Genomic DNA, 16319 nt, shown 5'->3' with positions numbered 1-16319 from the left:
GCTTAAAGAAGAACGACATCGAACTGTTCCTGCGAATAGTGTTCTTCCGCCTGGAAGCGGATGCTCTTGGCGATGAATTCCTCGAGCTCGGCCACCGCCGCCGATTCTTCTTCGAGAATGCGGCCGACGACTTTCGGGCTGGCCATGACGAGCAGTTTCTGCGCATTGAACTGGCGCACGGCGCGGGTGATCTCGCGGAAAATCTCGTAGATCACGGTCTCGGCCGTCTTCAGCGTACCGCGGCCGCTGCATGCGGGGCATGGTTCGCACAGCTGCCGCTCCAGGCTTTCCGTGGTGCGCTTGCGGGTCATCTCGACCAGACCCAGCGCCGACATCGGATAGACCGTGGTCTTGGCGTGGTCTTTGACCAGGCCCTTTTCGAGCATGCGCAGCACCTGCCGCTTGTGCTCGTCGTCGATCATGTCGATGAAGTCGATGATGATGATGCCGCCAAGATTGCGCAGGCGCAGCTGGCGCGAGGCCGCCTGCGCCGCCTCGAGATTGGTGCGGTACACCGTTTCCTCGAGGTTGCGGCTGCCGAGGTAGCCGCCCGTATTGACGTCGATGGTGGTCATCGCTTCGGTCTGGTCGACGATCAGGTAACCGCCGGATTTCAGCGGGACTTCCTTGCGCAGCGCGCGCTGGATCTCGTCCTCCACGCCGTAGAGATCGAAGATGGGACGCTCGCCCGCATAGTGCTCGATGCGGTCGGACAGCACCGGCATGAACTTGGCCACGAATTTGACGGTTTTCTCGTAGGTTTCGCGTGAATCGACGCGTACCTTCTCGATGCCGTCGTTGAGCGAGTCGCGCAGTGAGCGCAGCGGCAGCGAGAGTTCCTCGTAGACGCGCTCGCCGACCTTCGCCTTCTGAATGTTCTCCTGCACGACGCGCCAGACCTTGCTGAGGTAGGTCACGTCGAACGCCAGCGATTCTTCCGACTGGCCTTCCGCATTCGTCCGCACGATGTAACCGAGGTGGTTCTCGCCAATCAGCGGAAGGATGATGTCCTTCAGCCGCTGGCGCTCGGTTTCTTCCTCGATGCGCACGGATACGCCCAGCGTGCGTGAATGGGGCAGCAGCACAAGATAACGCGACGGGATGGAGAGATGCGTGGACAGCCGCGCGCCCTTGCTGCCGATCGGATCCTTGACCACCTGAACGACGATTTCCTGGCCTTCGTGCACCAGTTCGCTGATCGGCGGCACCGGACCGTGGCCGTTGGACTTGCCTTCGGTGGCATCGGTCGGCGGCAGCGACGGACGGACGATGTCGGAAGCATGCAGGAACGCCGCGCGCTCCAGCCCGATCTCGACGAACACCGCCTGCATGCCGGGCATGACGCGCTGCACCCGGCCCTTGTAGACGTTGCCCACATAGCCGCGCTTGGTCGCACGTTCGACGTGGACTTCCTGCAACATGCCGTTTTCGACAACGGCCACGCGCGTCTCACGCGGCGTGACATTAATCAGGATTTCCTCGCTCACCGCGCGCCCTTTTCCTTGAGTCATCGTGCTTTATAGCCCGCGCGTCCCGCGCCTGTCACGGTCCGCGAAGCAGTCGGGACGTTTCGAACAAAGGCAAGCCCATGACGCCCGTGTAGCTTCCGGAAAGATGTTCCACGAAAGCGGCCGCACGTCCCTGGATGGCATACGCGCCGGCTTTGCCGAAGCACTCGCCCGTATCGATGTAGGACGCGATGTCGGCCTCCGGGAGCGCCGCGAAGCGCACCGTCGATACCGACACCACCCGACGCTCGCCGACAGCCTCTACGAGCCACACGGCGGACACCACACGGTGCTCGGTACCCGAAAGCCGCCTCAGCATGTCGGCCGCGTCGGCCGCATCGCGGGGCTTGCCGAAGACGTCGTCACCGAGCACCACCTCGGTGTCGGCGCCCAGGACACGGGCGCCCGCCTCCGCGGCCACCCGCGCGAAACCGGCACGGGCCTTGTCCAGTGCGACGCGGGAGACGTAATCGTCGGGCGATTCGCCGGACTGACGGATTTCTTCGACATCGACGTCGAGGGTGCGGTGGGATTCGCCGATCTGCGCGAGAAGTTCCCGACGGCGCGGGGATTGCGAAGCCAGGTACAGCACGGCGGTTCCTTCAGGCCCGGTGGTATGGGTGACCGGCCACGAGCGTGGTCGCGCGGTAGAGCTGCTCCGCGAGCACGAGGCGGACGAGCATGTGCGGCAGCGTCAGCGGGCCGAGCGACCAGCGCTGGTCGGCCCGTGCCAGCACATCGGGCGCGTGGCCGTCGGGACCGCCGATCAGGAAGGCCAGATCGCGACCGCCCATGCGCCATTGTTCGAGCTGCCGGGCGAGGTCTTCGCTGGACCACGTCCTGCCCCGGCCATCGAGTGCGACGACGTGGATGTCGCGCGGCAGTGCCGCGAGGATCGCCGCGCCTTCGTCGAGCGTGGCACGCACGTCATCGCGACCCTTGCCACGCGTGCCGGGTTTGATCTCGGTCAGATCCAGGGGCAGCTCGTGGGAGAGCCGCTTGCGGTATTCGGCGAAGCCCTCCGCCACCCAGGCCGGCATGCGCTCGCCGACGGCGATGAGGCGGGCCCGCACGACGGACTCAGGCGTGGTGCGAGGCTTCGTAGCCGTCGTCGCCGACGGTCCACAGGCGCTCGAGGCCGTAGAACTCGCGGATACGCGGCATCATGACGTGGACGATGATGTCGCCCAGGTCGACGAGGACCCACTCGGCCTCGGTCTGGCCTTCGACGCCCAGCGGCATGACGCCCGCTTCCTTGGCGAACTTGATGACTTCGTCGGCGATCGACTTGACGTGACGGGCCGAGGTGCCCGACGCGATGAACAGGATGTCGGCGATGGAGGTCTTGCCACGGACGTCGATTTCGCGGACGTCCTTGGCCTTGAGGTCTTCCAGGGCCGCGACCACGCGCTGGCGGAGGTGCTCGTTGCTGACGGTGGACTTGGCCTTACGGGATGCGGACGAACTCAAGATGCGAAAACCTCGTACGGCGGAATGCCGGCGCTGGGGCGGAGTATACCTCCGCCGGGCACGGGGCGCGTCAAATGCCTTGGCAGCTAAAGCAGCGCCGGCGGGGCCCAGCTGGCGGGCGATCAGCGCCCGAGGGCTCGGTAAGGTGCCAGCAACGCGTCTTCGGCAAAACACTCCGACGGCATCAGAAAGCGCGGTTCGTTCCCGCCCGCGAACGACTCCCGGATCGCCGTCGCGGCGATATCCAGCGGCGTGATGGCGATATCGAGCACCCGTCCCGCGGGCCCATGCGGCCGCGGAGCGCGGCGATCGGCGATGAACGCCGAAAGTTCGGCCGACGGCTCATGCGTGACGCCCGGCCGGTTGAGCACCCCGACATGCGCCAGCGTGAACAACTCGCGCCAGAGGTGCCACGACGCCAGACCGGCGAAGGCGTCGGCGCCGACGAGCAACACCAGCGGACGATCCGGGCCGATCTCCGCGCGCAGCGACGCCAGGGTGTCCACGCTGTACGAGGGACCGTCCCGGTCGAGTTCGCGGGTATCGATGCGCAGCCGGTCCTGACCGGAAAGCGCTGCCCGCAACAGCGCCACCCGGCCGGCCGCATCCGCGACCGGCGGCGGACGGTGCGGCGGCGTGCGGGCCGGCACGAGACGAACCTCGGCATCCAGGGCTTCGGCGGCCTCCCAGGCGGCACGCAGGTGACCGTTATGGATCGGGTCGAACGTGCCGCCAAGAATGGCGAGCGGTCGCGCCTCGCTCATGCGAACGCCACCGCGGCGCGCGGCTCGGCGATGGCCGCGATGAGCCGCTCGGCCTCGAGCCAGGGATTGCCCTGCTCGCGACCCTTGGCCATGCGGTCGATCCGCGCGGCACGGGCAAGGCAGGCCATCCAGTGCTCGCGCGGCGCACGACGCAGCGCCTTGCGGAACAGTTGTTCGCGCGCGGGCCACAGGCGCTCGACCTTGGCCTGCGCCGCGAAATCGCGGGCATTGGCCAGACGGAGCGCCAGCTGCAGCTGGTTGACGATCCAGCCCATCAGCGCGATCAGCTCGTCGCCCTCGGCATGCAGGCCGGCGAGAATGCGCAGCGCGCGCCCGCCCTCGCCCGCGAACGCCGAATCGGTGAGCTTGAAGGCATCGAAACGAGCGCTGTCCGCGACCATACTTTCCAGCGCGGCGGCGTCGAGACGCTGATCGCCGGCGAGGACGACCAGCTTGTCGATCTCCTGGGCGGCGGCGAGCAGATTTCCCTCGACACGCTCGGCAAGCAGCGCGACGGCGTCAGGACTGGCCTTGACCCCCCGCGAGGCAAGACGATGACCCACCCATTGCACCCATTCGTTCGGCCGGGGCGCATTGAAGATCACCTGGATGCCGGCCTGGTCCACGTTTTTCGTCCAGACCGCCTCGTGCTTGGTGCTCCACTCGGTAGCCGTGATGAGCAGCGTCGTATCCGGCGGCGGATGGCCCGCGAATTCGCTGATCGCCGCACTGCCGTCCTTGCCCGCGCGGCCGCCGGCCAGACGCAGGTCAAGCAGACGCTGCGTAGCGAACAGGGACAGACCCGCGGACGAGCGGGCCAGATCGTCCCAGTCGAAACGGCTGTCCGCTTCCAGGACTTCGCGCTCGCTGTAGCCCAGCCTGCGCGCCATCGCGCGCACGGCATCGGCCGCCTCGAGGACGAGAAGCTCTTCGCCGGCGAGCAGGTAGACCGGAGCCATCCGGTCGCCTGCAAGATGTTTCTGCCACTGGGCCGGGTTGAACGGCACGTCGCTACCCGGTCAGTTCGACGATGCGGGCGCGGCCGGCGCACCCGCGGCTGCCGCCGCCGGATGCACGGTGGCCGCTTCAAGCCGGAACAGGATGGCCTGGACCATGTCGCCGATCAGGCTGCGCTGCAGTTCTTCGGTCTGGCTGGCGGTACCGATCGTATTGGTGGCGTCGTAGCTGAATTCACGGGACATATCGACACCCTGCGGCGCGATGATGACCGTGCCGTCGCCCGCCTTCGCATTGAAGTCGACGTGGTAACGGACGGCGTATTCCGTGACACGCGCGGTGCCGCTGACAGTGAGCGAATCCGTGCGGAAGTTGTTCGACGTGATGGCCAGCTCGGCCGCGTCGATCGCCGCATGGTCGACCACAGTGACGTCGGCGTTCGACAGGGCGCGGGACAGTTCGCGCTCGAGTCGGCCGCCACCGGCCACCGTCAGGTGGATCTTCTGCATGCCGGGCGGCAGCGCCGCGGACTGTCGCAGGTGGAAACCGCAGGCACTGAGCGGTCCCACGATGGCGACAAGGGCGGCGACACGAAGCAAGCGAAGCGGGTTCGGGCTCATGATTATCCTGCGACGATGTTGACGATCTTGCCGGGCACGACGATCACCTTGCGCACGGTCTGCCCTTCCAGCAACCGCGCCACGGCGGGCTCGGCGCGGGCCATGGTCTCGGCCTCATCCTTCGAGGCCGAAGCCGGCACCGCGATGGTAGCGCGAAGTTTGCCGTTGACCTGCACCGCGTAGGTCAGGGAGTCGCGGACCAGGGCGGCCGGGTCGACGGCGGGCCAGCCCGCGTCCTCGACCAGGGTCTCGCCGTGACCCAGCACCTGCCACAGCGCATGCGACAGATGCGGGGTGAACGGGTTGATCAGCTGGACGATGGCCGTGAAGGCCTCCTGGCGCAGCGCGCGACCGGCGACACTGGCATCGTCGAACTTGCTCAGGGCGTTCAGCAGCTCCATCAGCGCGGCGATCGCCGTGTTGAAGGACTGGCGACGGGCGATGTCGTCGGTGACTTTCTGGATCGTTTCGTGCAGCTGACGACGGACGGTCTTGCGCACCGACTCGCCGGCCGGGTTATCGCCCTGATCGCCAGCAGCGGCCTCGGCGTGAGCCGAGACGTCCCGCCACAGGCGGCGCAGGAAGCGCGCCATACCTTCCACGCCCGCCTCGTTCCACTCCAGCGACTGGTCCGGCGGCGCGGCGAACATCGAGAACAGACGCACCGTATCGGCGCCGTACTTCTCCACCATCGACTGCGGATCGACACCGTTGTTCTTCGACTTGGCCATCTTCTCGATGCCGCCGATCTCCACCGGCTCGCCATCGGTGCGCAGGATCGCGCCCACGATGCGCGCGCGCTCGTCGCGCTGCACGTCCACATCCGCCGGGTTGAACCAGGTCAGGCGACCGTCGTCCGCCTTGCGGAAGTAGGTTTCGGCGATGACCATGCCCTGGCAGAGCAGGTTGGTGGCCGGCTCGTCGCTGTTCACCAGGCCCTCGTCACGCATGAGCTTGTGGTAGAAGCGGAAATACAGCAGATGCAGGATCGCGTGCTCGATGCCGCCGATGTACTGGTCGACCGGCATCCAGTAATTGACGCGTTCGTCGACCATGGCGTCGGCACCCGGGCTGGTGTATCGCGCCGGATACCAGCTGGATTCCATGAAGGTATCGAACGTATCCGTCTCGCGCTCGGCCGGACCGCCGCAGTTCGGGCAGGTGGTCTTGCGCCATTCCGGGTCCGCCTTGATCGGCGACTGCACGCCGGAGAACGCGACGTCCTCGGGCAGCACCACGGGCAACTGATCCTCGGGGACCGGCACGGCGTCGCAGTTCGGGCAGTAGATCACCGGGATCGGGCAACCCCAGTAGCGCTGGCGGCTGACGCCCCAGTCGCGGATGCGCCAGTTGACCCGGCGCTCGCCACGACCCGCCGCAGCCAGCTTCGCCGAGATGGCTTCGAACGCTTCCCTGAATTCCAGGCCGTCGAACTCGCCCGAGTTGATCAGCGTGCCGTAATCCGTATAGGCGCCGGCCGTCTGGATGTTGGTTTCGAAGGTCTTGATCGTCTCGACCGCGGCCGAGGACTGGTAAGCGTCCGACGAACCGCCGTCCAGTGCGTTCTGCACGGTGTCGGTGCCGTCGGCGGCGAGGTCGCGCCTGAGCTCGGCGACGGCGTCGACGACGCCACGATCCACGACGACCATCTTGATCGGCAGCGAATATTTCTGGGCGAACTCCCAGTCGCGCTCGTCGTGACCGGGCACGGCCATCACGGCGCCGGTGCCGTAGCCCATCAGAACGAAGTTGGCGACCCACACGGGCACCTTCTCGCCCGTGAGCGGATGCGTGGCATCGATGCCCGTGTAGTAGCCGCGCTTTTCCTGTGTTTCCAGCTCGGCCTCGGACACGCCGCCGGCCTTGCAGCTTTCGATGAATTCGGCGAGGCCGGAATTGCCCTCGGCGGCGCGCGTGGCGATCGCGTGCTCGGCGGCCACCGCCAGGTACGAGACGCCCATGAGGGTATCCGGACGCGTGGTGAACACCGTCAGCGGCTCAGCCTGACCGTCGACGTCGAAGGTGATTTCCAGGCCTTCGGAGCGACCCAGCCAGTTGCGCTGCATCGTCTTGACCGCGTCGGGCCAGCCCGGCAGCGTGTCCAGGCCGTCCAGCAGCTCCTGCGCGTAAGCGGTGATCTTCAGGAACCACTGGGGGATCTCCCGTTTCTCGACCACGGCGCCCGAGCGCCAGCCCTTGCCGTCGATGACCTGCTCGTTGGCAAGCACGGTCTGGTCGACCGGGTCCCAGTTGACGACGCTGTTCTTGCGATACACCAGGCCTTTCTTCATCAGCCGGGTGAACATCTGCTGTTCCCAGCGGTAGTACTCCGGACGGCAGGTGGTGACCTCGCGGGTCCAGTCGTACGCGAAGCCCATGCGTTTGAGCTGCTCGCGCATGTGATCGATGTTCTTGTACGTCCACTTCGCCGGCGCGGTGTTGTTCTTGATCGCGGCGTTTTCAGCGGGCAGACCGAAAGCATCCCAGCCCATGGGCTGGAGCACGTTCTTGCCCTGCTGGCGCTGGAAACGGCTGATCACGTCGCCGATCGTGTAATTGCGGACATGGCCCATGTGCAGCGCGCCGGAGGGGTACGGCAGCATCGAGAGGCAGTAGAACTTCGGCTTGCCGGCGTCTTCGACGACTTCGAAGGCACGCGTTTCATTCCAGAAGTGCTGGGCGGCGGTCTCGACGGCGGCCGGCGTATAACCGCCCTGCTCGCGCGTGCCCTGGTCTTGGGTGTCCTGCATGGTGTTCGGTACCGGTCGGATGCTCAGGTGGCCGCACGAAAAAGCGCGGCGCTCAATCGCGGGAGACTAGCTTACGGGGGGTGTTCAAGGCAAAAGCGCCTGGTGCGTCGGGACTGAGGCAAGGGGGGGCGTGGGCTGCCATTCCTGTCGCTAAGTCCTCCTACGGCCTTCGCCTTCGTGCGGAAGCGCTCCAGGAACGGCAGCCCACGCCCCCTTCCGGCGCTACAGCAGGTTGCGAGGCGAGCAAGGCACGATGGGTGCCTCGCCCGGCGGCGACGAGCGCGGCTCCGGCCTGAGGTCGTCGCAATCCCAGAGCGCATGAGGGCCCTGCGCCCGTCAGCTTTTCGACACGAAACGACACCGGTCGGAGGGTGCCGCCGGGTGTCGTTCTCGGAGCGCTTCCGCACGTAGGCGAAGGCCGGAGGAGGACTTAGCGACGAGAATGGCACCCGGCGGCGCCCATGCCTCGACGCGCTGTGCGTCAAGCCCGACGGCGCAGCCGAGGCTAACCGCCCCCGTTACTGGCAAGCCCCCGCCTGCCCCGCCGCCACGGCCCTGACGGCCGCCGCGACCTGGTCGGCGGCCTTGGCCAGCGCGCGCTGGTGAGCGTCGACCAGGCTGTCGTAGGTGCTGCCGGCCGGCTCGCTGACGCGGGAAGCGCACGTGCTGGCGGCATCGGCGGCGCGGACCGACCAGCTGGCCTCGAGGGTGGCATTGCCGCCCACCTCCGAATCGAAACGACGGACATCGAACTGCACGCGGACGACCTTGCTGTCCTTGGCGCGCGGCAGCCCATGGACATCATGGGTACCGAGGCGCGTCGACAGGTCGGCCGCGAGGGCACCGCGGATTTCGTCGCCCAGTGGCGACGCCCAGCGTTCGCCGTCGAGCACGGCGATGCCGCTGGCACCCTGACGGAGCACCAGGGCCGGCTGGTCGACCTGCGGCGGGACGGCCACCGCCTGTACGTCGATGACGAACGGGGCGGCGGCGGACGCCAGCGCCGCGGACGGCGGGATCAGCGTATGGAAATGCGTGGGCGCCGAAGAGCACGCGGCGAGCGTGCCCAGCAGGGTGACGGCGGTGGCGAGGCGGAATGTGCGGATCATGGCTGTACGTCCTTGCCCTGCTTCGGAGTCGACGGGAGGATGACCTTCGGCGGCGCATCGGCACCGCGTCCGCGCAGCAGCGCTTCCGGGTGACGGCCGAGGTAGTCGGTGAGGGCGCCCACGGAACGTACCGTGCGCTGCAACTCCTCGAGCGTATTGGCGATGTTCTGCTGCAGCGGCGAGTCTTCGGACAGCGCGTCGTTGGCCGTGCCGACCGTCTTGTTCACACCCTGCAGGGTCTTCTTCGCCTCGGGCAACAGTTCGCCGTTTACCTGCTTCAGCGTGCCGTGCAGCTCCTGCAGGCTGCCGTCGAGATTCTTGCCGATCGAGTCGAACGGGATCTTCTCGACCTTGTCGACGATGCTGGATATCTGCTCCTGCAGGTGATCGAAATCGCCCGCCATCGTGGGTACTTCGAGCGGCTTGGTGCTTTCGTTGAACGCGACCTTCGGCGCCTTCTTGTCGAAGTCGATCGCGATATAGAGCTGGCCGGTGAGCAGGTTGCCGGTGCGTGCCTGCGCACGCAGCCCGTGGTCGACCATGCCGTGCAGGATGCGCGGCATCTGCTGCTCCTCGTTGCCGCCCACCGCCGCGCGGAGTTTCTCGTCGGCCTTGCCGAGGCGCTGCGGGTATACCAGGGCACCCACGACCACCGGGAAGGTCTTGTTGACCGGGTCGTAGTCGAGATTGACCGACACCACGCGGCCGACCTTCACCCCGAGGAATTCTACCGGCGCATCCGGTGCGAGGCCACGCAGGGAGTGCTGGAAGGTCATCCGGATGTAGAGCGGCTTGCCATCGGGCGGCGCCAGCGCGGTCTGCTGGTCGTTGAAGAGGGTGAACTCGGCCATCTCGTCGGCCGGCGTCTCGTCGTGCGGACCCGGTGCGGACTGGAAGGCCACGCCACCCGCTATCACCGTGGCGATCGACTGCGTGTTGAGTTTGAGCCCGTCGGCGCCGAGCGACACGTCGACACCGCTGGCGTTCCAGAAACGGGCATCCTTGCTGACGAAGCGATCGTTGGGACCGTCGATGAACAACTGCAGGGAAACGCCCTTACCGTCCTTGTCGAGCTCATAGGAAACGATGCGGCCGACCTGGATGCGGCGGTAATAGACAGGCGAACCGATGTCCAGCGAGCCCAGATCCGAGGAATGAAGCACGAAGCGACGGCCTGGCGCGCCGTGGGTCACGGCGGGCGGCGTTTCGAGGCCGGTGAAATCGGCCTGGTCTTCCTCTGAGTCGCCCGCGTCGGCGCCGATGAACGCGCCGGAAAGCAGCGTGTCGATGCCCGACACGCCGCTGGCCCCGATACGCGGACGCACGACCCAGTAGCGGGTGCCCTTGGTCGCGAAGGCCTTCGCATCCTTCTCGAGGTCGATTACGACCGAGATATGCGTGCGGTCCTTCGACAGGCGCATCGTCGTGACCTTACCGATCACCACGTTCTTGTACTTGACCTGTGTCTTGCCCGCTTCGATGCCTTCGGCGGTCAGAAAGGTCACGGTGATCTGCGGGCCGGCGGACAGCGCGTGGCTGACCAGCAGCGAGATACCGACCAGGGCGGCCACGATCGGCACCAGCCAGATGAGCGAGAAGCCCAGCTTGGACTTGCGCACCTCCGGCTGCGGAAGTTCGTCGGGAGACGGCGTGTTTCCCTCGTGGGTGTCGCTCATTGCGATTTCCTTTTGTCCCAGATCAACCTGGGATCGAAACTCATGGCCGCCAGCATCGTCAGCACGACGACGATGCCGAAATACACCACGCCGGGCAGGGGTTCGACGCGGCTCAGTATCTTGAAATGCACCAGCGCGGACAGGATCGCGACGACGAAGACGTCGAGCATCGACCAGTACCCGATCAGCTCGACGAAGCGATACAGCTTCGACCGCTGGCGGGCCACCATGTCGCTCGATCGCTGAACCGAGACGAGCAGGTAGCCCATGATGATGAACTTGAGCATGGGGACGATGATGCTCGCCGTGAAGACGATGACCGCCAGGCCCGGCGACCCGGCCCGCCACAGCTCGATGATGCCACTGAGGATGGTGTTGTCGTCCTTCGAGGACAGGCTCTGCGTGCGCATGATCGGGAAGATGTTGGCCGGGATGTAGAACATCGCGGCGGCCAGCAGCAGGGCCCATGACCGGGAGACGCTGGCGTGTTTACGACCGTGCAACGGGCTGCCGCAACGAGGGCAATGGGCGTGCTTGTCGTCGGTATAGGCGGTGACCAGTCGGCAGACGTGGCAGGACATGATGCCCATGTCCACGGCCCGGGGTGGCGCGTTCATGCGTTGGCGTCCTTCGTGACATCCCACAGGTGGCGCGGATCGTGGGTGGAGAAGACCGTGATCAGCAGCGTAAGGAAGCCAAACGCCCAGATACCCGGCCCCGTGACCACGTCGAAATAGGTGTGAGCCTTGACCACGGCGACCAGTGTGCCGAGCATGAAGACCTCGATCATGCTCCAGGGCTTGACCCGGACCAGCGACGACATGGCCCGGGAGAACCCCGGCGCCCGCCGACCGTCGCGGGCGAAGAACAGCACCCAGCCGAAGATCATGATCTGGGCCAGCGGGAAGAAGAACAGGGTCAGCGCCGTCAGCACCGCGACGATCTGCGCCCCGTCCTGCCACATGGCGATCACCGCGCCCCATAAGGTGGTCGCGGCGGTCATCCCCGAAAGACCCAGGGTAACGATCGGTGACACGTTGGCGATGACGAAAACGATAAGGGAGGCGACGATCAGGGCGAACTGGCCATCCACGCTCAGCCACTGATGGCGATCGAGCACGGCCCCGCAGACGACGCAGTCGGAAACCTGTCCACGGGCCAGCGGACGCTTCCGGTAAACGGAGTCGCAATGCTCGCAGATGATGAGGTCCTGACCCTTACGCATGCCAACCCGGCGGTTCCGGGCCGGCTGGCCCACCGGCGTATGATCGCAAATCCGCGTAAACGGCGCATGACGAGCGCCCTAGGTCTGATCCTAAAAGCGCGTGCGACCTTGATATGCTCCCGCCCTTCCCCGATCTTGGGGGCATCGACATACCGTCCCAGGAGTTAGCCCGTGAGCAGTGCCCCGACCCGCAGTGAACACGTCTTCGACGCGACCACCGCCGGTTTCGAGACCGACGTCATCCAGGCCTCGCTCGAAACGCCGATCCTCGTGGACCTCTGGGCCGAATGGTGCGGCCCCTGCAAGTCGCTGGGCCCGATCCTCGAAAAGCTGGCGGGCGAGTTCAACGGCGCTTTCCGCCTGGCCAAGATCGACGTGGACGCCGAGCAGCAGCTGGCCGCCATGTTCGGCGTGCGCAGCATCCCCACGGTGATCCTCATCAGCGGCGGGCAGGTCGTCGACGGTTTCGCCGGCGCGCTGCCGGAAGGCCAGATTCGCGAATTCCTGACCAAGCACGGCGTCCAGCCGGCGGAAGCCGCCAATGACGACGTCGCCGCGGACGTGGCCCCGCCGGAAACCGCCGAGGACGCGATCAACCGCCTGCAGCAGGCGATCGCCGCCGAGCCCGACCGCGCGGAGCTGAAGCTCGATCTCGCGCTGGCCCTGATGCGGGCCGGTCAGGTGCACCCGGCACAGGCGGAGCTCGATGCCCTGCCCGCCAACCTCGCCACCGATGCCCGGGCCGTCCGCCTGCGCAGCCAGCTCGAGCTGGCTCGTGCGCTCGAGGGCGCCCCGCCGCTCGAGGCCCTGCGCGAGCGCGTGCAGACCAACGACAACGACTGGGAAGCCCGCGACCTGCTCGGCGTGCGTCTGCTGATCGAAGGCGATAGTGCTGCTGGCCTCGACCAGTTCCTCGACATCCTCAAGCGCCAGCGCGACTGGCAGGACGGCCAGGCAAAGAAGCGCCTGCTCGCCGCCTTCGCCACCCTCGACGACGCGGCGCTGGTCAGCGTCTACCGGCGGAAGATGGCGTCGCTGGTCTTCTGATCGACACCCGCGCGGCATTCGCCGCGCGCTTCACGCCAATTGCGCTTCGATGGCCGCCTTGTCGATCACCGACCAGACGTCGACGATTCGGCCGGCCTCGAATCGATAGAAGACGTTTTCGTTGAAAGCGATTCGCCGACCATCGACCGCGACGCCCATGAACCGGCCCGCGGGCGTCACGTCGAAGCGCAAACGGCAGGCGATATGCGGTGGCTCCGCCATCACGAACGCGATGTCGAACCGCAGGTCGGGGATGTCGCGAACGTCGCGCTCGAGCATCGCCCGGTAGCCCGGCAGGCCGACGCACTCGCCGTTGTAGCGCACGTCGTCATGCACGTGTCGACCGAGTTCGGGCCATGCACGCCGATTGAGGCAGTCGATGTACGCGCGATAGAGGTCGCGAAGCGTGTCGGATTCACTCATGAGCACGATGCCGATGGGAATATCGACCGAGCGTAGCTCAGCGCCGCTTGCGGCGCACGTACAGTTGCTTGCGGACCGTAGCGACCAGCTCGCCCGACGCGGTGCGGATGTCGGTGTCGAACCAGCGCAGGTGCTTCTCACCGTCGGCGGTCATCTCGCGGATCTCATCGAGCAGCGCGTCGTCGACACGGAACTCCGCGAAGACATCTTCCCGACCGGGCGCGACGAAGCGGATTTCGCCGGCCTGGTCCCAGACGATGTATTCGCTCCCCAGCGACTTGAGCACCATGATCATCCAGAACGGATCGGTCATCGAGAACAGGTTGCCGCCAAAGTGTGTGCGCACGTAATTGCGGTTGTACCAGGCAAGCCTGAGCTTCACCCTGACGTAGCGGTAGTCGTCCATCTTCACCACGCGGATGCCGGCGAACAGGAAGGGCGGCCAGGCATTGAAGATGCGGCGCAGGGTCGATGCTTTCATGGCGCCATGCTAGCCGCGGCTGAGCGGTGGGCGAAGTACCCCGTTTAAAACAGGTATGACCTTTGGCACAGGTCGCTCCGGAACGCGGCCCCGACTATCGGGCGACAACGATCTCGTCCGCCAAGGGGAACCCAGAGCCATGCGCCTGCCGCTTCGTCGTGCCACCCTCGCCGCCGCCGTCTTGTCGGCGATGGCTATCTCCGCCGCCGCATCCGCAGCCCCGGCCGTTTCGCCACCCATTCCCGCCGCCGTGGACAAACCTTACGCCGGCAATCTCACGCTCAACGTCGACCTGTCCGACGCCGCGAAGAACATCTTCCGGGTGAAGGAAACCATCCCGGTGACCGCCGGACACGTGGTGCTGCACTACCCGAAGTGGATCCCGGGCGTGCACGGCCCTTCGGGCCCGTTGTCCAACGTCGCCGGCATCCAGGTTACCGCCAACGGCAAGAAGATCCCGTGGCGTCGCGACCTGCAGGAAATGTATGCCTTCCACGTCGACGTACCCGAAGGCACCGACAAGCTCGAGCTTTCGTTCGTTTATCTCGCCCCGGCGACGCCGAACTACGTGCCGCTCTCCTTTAATGAAGTGTCGTTCTATCCGGCCGGCTACTACGCCAGCCAGATCAAGGTCGATCCGAGCGTGACCCTGCCTGCCGGCTGGAAGTACGCATCCGCACTGGAGACCGCGTCTCAGAGCGGCAACACGGTCAGTTTCAAGACCGTGAGCTACGAGAACCTGGTCGACTCGCCGGTCATGAGCGGCAAGTACTTCAACCGGATCGACCTCGCTCCGGGCCAGGAAACGCAGGTGCACCTCGACATCACCGGCGATACCGCCGCGGGCGTCAAGGCCACCGACAAGCAGATCGAAGTACAGCGTAACCTCATCGTGCAGGCCAACAAACTGTTCGGTGCGCACCACTACGGTCATTACGACTTCCTGCTGGTGACCTCGGATCACACAGGCCATTTCGGGCTCGAGCACCACCAGTCCAGCGACGATCGCCTCTTCGCCAACTTCCTCACCGACGCCGACGTCAACGTGGCCGCGGGCACCCTCCTTCCGCACGAGTACATCCATTCGTGGAACGGCAAGTTCCGTCGTCCGGCGGACCTGTGGACGCCGACCTTCGCCGAGCCCATGCAGGACGACCTGCTCTGGGTCTACGAAGGGCTGACCGACTACTGGGCCGGCGTGCTGACCGCCCGCTCGGGCATCTGGACCACCGACCAGTGGCGTGACTCGCTGGCGGGTATCGCCGCCGACATGTCCGCACGCACGGGCCGTTCGTGGCGCTCGCTGCAGGACACGGCCGACGGCATCCCGCTGTCCTCGCGTGGCGGCAGCCCGGGCTGGGGCAATCTGCGTCGCAGCTCGGACTACTATCCGGAAGGCCAGCTGCTCTGGCTGGACGTCGATACGAAGATGCGCGACCTGTCTGGCGGCAAGCACACGCTGGACGAATTCGCGAAGGCCTTCTACGGCATGGACAACGGCAGCTACACGCCGAAAACCTATACGTTCGAGGACGTCGTCTCGACACTCAACGGCATCCAGCCGTTCGACTGGGCGAGCTTCCTGCGCCAGCGCCTCGATTACACGGGCGACACCCTGCCTGAGCACGGCATCGAGGGCGGTGGCTGGAAACTCGTCTACGACGACAAGCCGACCGCGTTCGCGAAGACAGCGGAAAAGATCCGCAATTCGGTCAACCTCGCCTACTCACTCGGCATCGTCGTGAACGACAAAGGCTCGGTCACCGACGCGCAGTGGGACGGCGTGGCCGCGAAGGCCGGTCTCGTGCCGGGCGTGCAGCTGGTCGCGATCAACGGCAAGGATTACTCGGCGCAGGTCCTGAAGGACGCCGTGACCGCGGCGAAGGGCACGAGCACACCGATCGAGTTCCTGATCAAGAGCACCGACGACTACGCCACGATCAAGGTCGATTACCACGAGGGGCTGAAGCATCCGCATCTCGTGCGTGGTGAGGGCAAGGACCTGATCGGCGCGATCGCTACGCCTAAGAAGTAACGAGGCGCGCGGGGAGACATAGGGTCGGAGCGAATGGCGGTGTATGTTCCGCCATTCGCTCTGGCTTTTTTTTGCGCCGCTGGTGGCGTTTTTTAGGGCTCGGCTGTCGCCTTCGCGTTTGGCTTTGTCGCGGCGTGTGGTGTCGCATGGAAGAGCCGGCGGGTGCCACCCTCGCGTCCACGCCTGCGGCGACCCCTCAATGAAAGGCCGCTACCGCGGCCGTGTATCAATGGCCTTCGGCCGGGTCGGGCTCC

At 66.1% G+C, this 16319-nt stretch carries 16 protein-coding genes; 2 read left to right on the top strand and 14 right to left on the bottom strand.

Annotation, left to right across the window (positions count from 1 at the left end; translation table 11 throughout):
- Nucleotides 1-2: 2 nt before the first annotated feature.
- The 12 genes from rng to B5X73_RS04550 form a co-directional block, all read right to left on the bottom strand.
- Nucleotides 3-1487, bottom strand: a complete 1485-nt coding sequence (gene rng, locus B5X73_RS04605) for a ribonuclease G (RefSeq protein WP_079520756.1) — start codon at nucleotides 1485-1487, stop codon at nucleotides 3-5.
- Between the two features lie 55 nt (nucleotides 1488-1542).
- Nucleotides 1543-2100: a Maf family protein gene (locus B5X73_RS04600; RefSeq protein ID WP_079520755.1), complete on the bottom strand. Its 558-nt coding sequence runs from the start codon at nucleotides 2098-2100 to the stop codon at nucleotides 1543-1545.
- 10 nt (nucleotides 2101-2110) lie between these two features.
- Nucleotides 2111-2581, bottom strand: coding sequence for a 23S rRNA (pseudouridine(1915)-N(3))-methyltransferase RlmH (gene rlmH / locus B5X73_RS04595; protein WP_036115269.1), 471 nt, complete (start codon nucleotides 2579-2581; stop codon nucleotides 2111-2113).
- A 7-nt stretch (nucleotides 2582-2588) separates the two neighbouring features.
- Nucleotides 2589-2978 carry a ribosome silencing factor gene (gene rsfS, locus B5X73_RS04590; RefSeq protein ID WP_036115271.1) on the bottom strand — a complete coding sequence of 130 codons (390 nt, stop codon included), beginning with the start codon at nucleotides 2976-2978 and terminating at the stop codon, nucleotides 2589-2591.
- Between the two features lie 122 nt (nucleotides 2979-3100).
- On the bottom strand, nucleotides 3101-3742 hold the full coding sequence (gene nadD / locus B5X73_RS04585; protein ID WP_043692708.1) for a nicotinate-nucleotide adenylyltransferase: 642 nt from the start codon (nucleotides 3740-3742) through the stop codon (nucleotides 3101-3103).
- Nucleotides 3739-4749: a DNA polymerase III subunit delta gene (gene holA, locus B5X73_RS04580; protein WP_079520754.1), complete on the bottom strand. Its 1011-nt coding sequence runs from the start codon at nucleotides 4747-4749 to the stop codon at nucleotides 3739-3741. Before holA ends, nadD begins: the two co-directional genes overlap by 4 nt.
- Nucleotides 4750-4761: 12 nt before the next feature.
- A complete protein-coding gene (gene lptE, locus B5X73_RS04575; RefSeq protein WP_079520753.1) occupies nucleotides 4762-5319 on the bottom strand; it encodes an LPS-assembly lipoprotein LptE in 558 nt (185 codons plus the stop codon).
- 2 nt (nucleotides 5320-5321) lie between these two features.
- Entirely contained in the window at nucleotides 5322-8069 is a 2748-nt protein-coding gene (gene leuS / locus B5X73_RS04570; protein WP_079520752.1) for a leucine--tRNA ligase, read from the bottom strand.
- 518 nt (nucleotides 8070-8587) lie between these two features.
- The gene (locus tag B5X73_RS04565; RefSeq protein ID WP_036115296.1) at nucleotides 8588-9178 is read right to left on the bottom strand and encodes a PqiC family protein; all 591 of its coding nucleotides are present in this window, start codon (nucleotides 9176-9178) and stop codon (nucleotides 8588-8590) included.
- Nucleotides 9175-10854 (bottom strand): PqiB family protein, encoded by a 1680-nt coding sequence (locus B5X73_RS04560; RefSeq protein ID WP_036115299.1) that lies wholly within the window; start codon nucleotides 10852-10854, stop codon nucleotides 9175-9177. The genes B5X73_RS04565 and B5X73_RS04560 overlap by 4 nt, the downstream gene beginning before the upstream one ends.
- A complete protein-coding gene (locus B5X73_RS04555; protein ID WP_036115302.1) occupies nucleotides 10851-11471 on the bottom strand; it encodes a paraquat-inducible protein A in 621 nt (206 codons plus the stop codon). The genes B5X73_RS04560 and B5X73_RS04555 overlap by 4 nt, the downstream gene beginning before the upstream one ends.
- Complete coding sequence (locus B5X73_RS04550) at nucleotides 11468-12079, bottom strand: paraquat-inducible protein A (RefSeq protein ID WP_036115305.1); 612 nt, start codon at nucleotides 12077-12079, stop codon at nucleotides 11468-11470. Before B5X73_RS04550 ends, B5X73_RS04555 begins: the two co-directional genes overlap by 4 nt.
- 171 nt (nucleotides 12080-12250) lie before the next feature.
- On the opposite strand from B5X73_RS04550, the gene trxA reads away from it, so the two are divergent.
- A complete protein-coding gene (trxA, locus tag B5X73_RS04545; protein ID WP_079520751.1) occupies nucleotides 12251-13126 on the top strand; it encodes a thioredoxin in 876 nt (291 codons plus the stop codon).
- A 30-nt stretch (nucleotides 13127-13156) separates the two neighbouring features.
- On the opposite strand, the gene B5X73_RS04540 is transcribed toward trxA, so the two are convergent.
- Both B5X73_RS04540 and B5X73_RS04535 read right to left on the bottom strand, forming a co-directional pair.
- Nucleotides 13157-13549, bottom strand: coding sequence for an ester cyclase (locus tag B5X73_RS04540; protein ID WP_036115311.1), 393 nt, complete (start codon nucleotides 13547-13549; stop codon nucleotides 13157-13159).
- Between the two features lie 37 nt (nucleotides 13550-13586).
- On the bottom strand, nucleotides 13587-14030 hold the full coding sequence (locus tag B5X73_RS04535; RefSeq protein WP_036115314.1) for a DUF4442 domain-containing protein: 444 nt from the start codon (nucleotides 14028-14030) through the stop codon (nucleotides 13587-13589).
- Nucleotides 14031-14169: 139 nt separating this feature from the next.
- On the opposite strand from B5X73_RS04535, the gene B5X73_RS04530 reads away from it, so the two are divergent.
- Nucleotides 14170-16065 carry a M61 family metallopeptidase gene (locus B5X73_RS04530; RefSeq protein WP_079520750.1) on the top strand — a complete coding sequence of 632 codons (1896 nt, stop codon included), beginning with the start codon at nucleotides 14170-14172 and terminating at the stop codon, nucleotides 16063-16065.
- Nucleotides 16066-16319 lie beyond the last annotated feature (254 nt).

The sequence above is a fragment of the Luteibacter sp. 22Crub2.1 genome (assembly GCF_900167995.1).
GTDB lineage: Bacteria > Pseudomonadota > Gammaproteobacteria > Xanthomonadales > Rhodanobacteraceae > Luteibacter > Luteibacter mycovicinus.
This window is presented reverse-complemented; position numbering and strand designations above follow the sequence as displayed.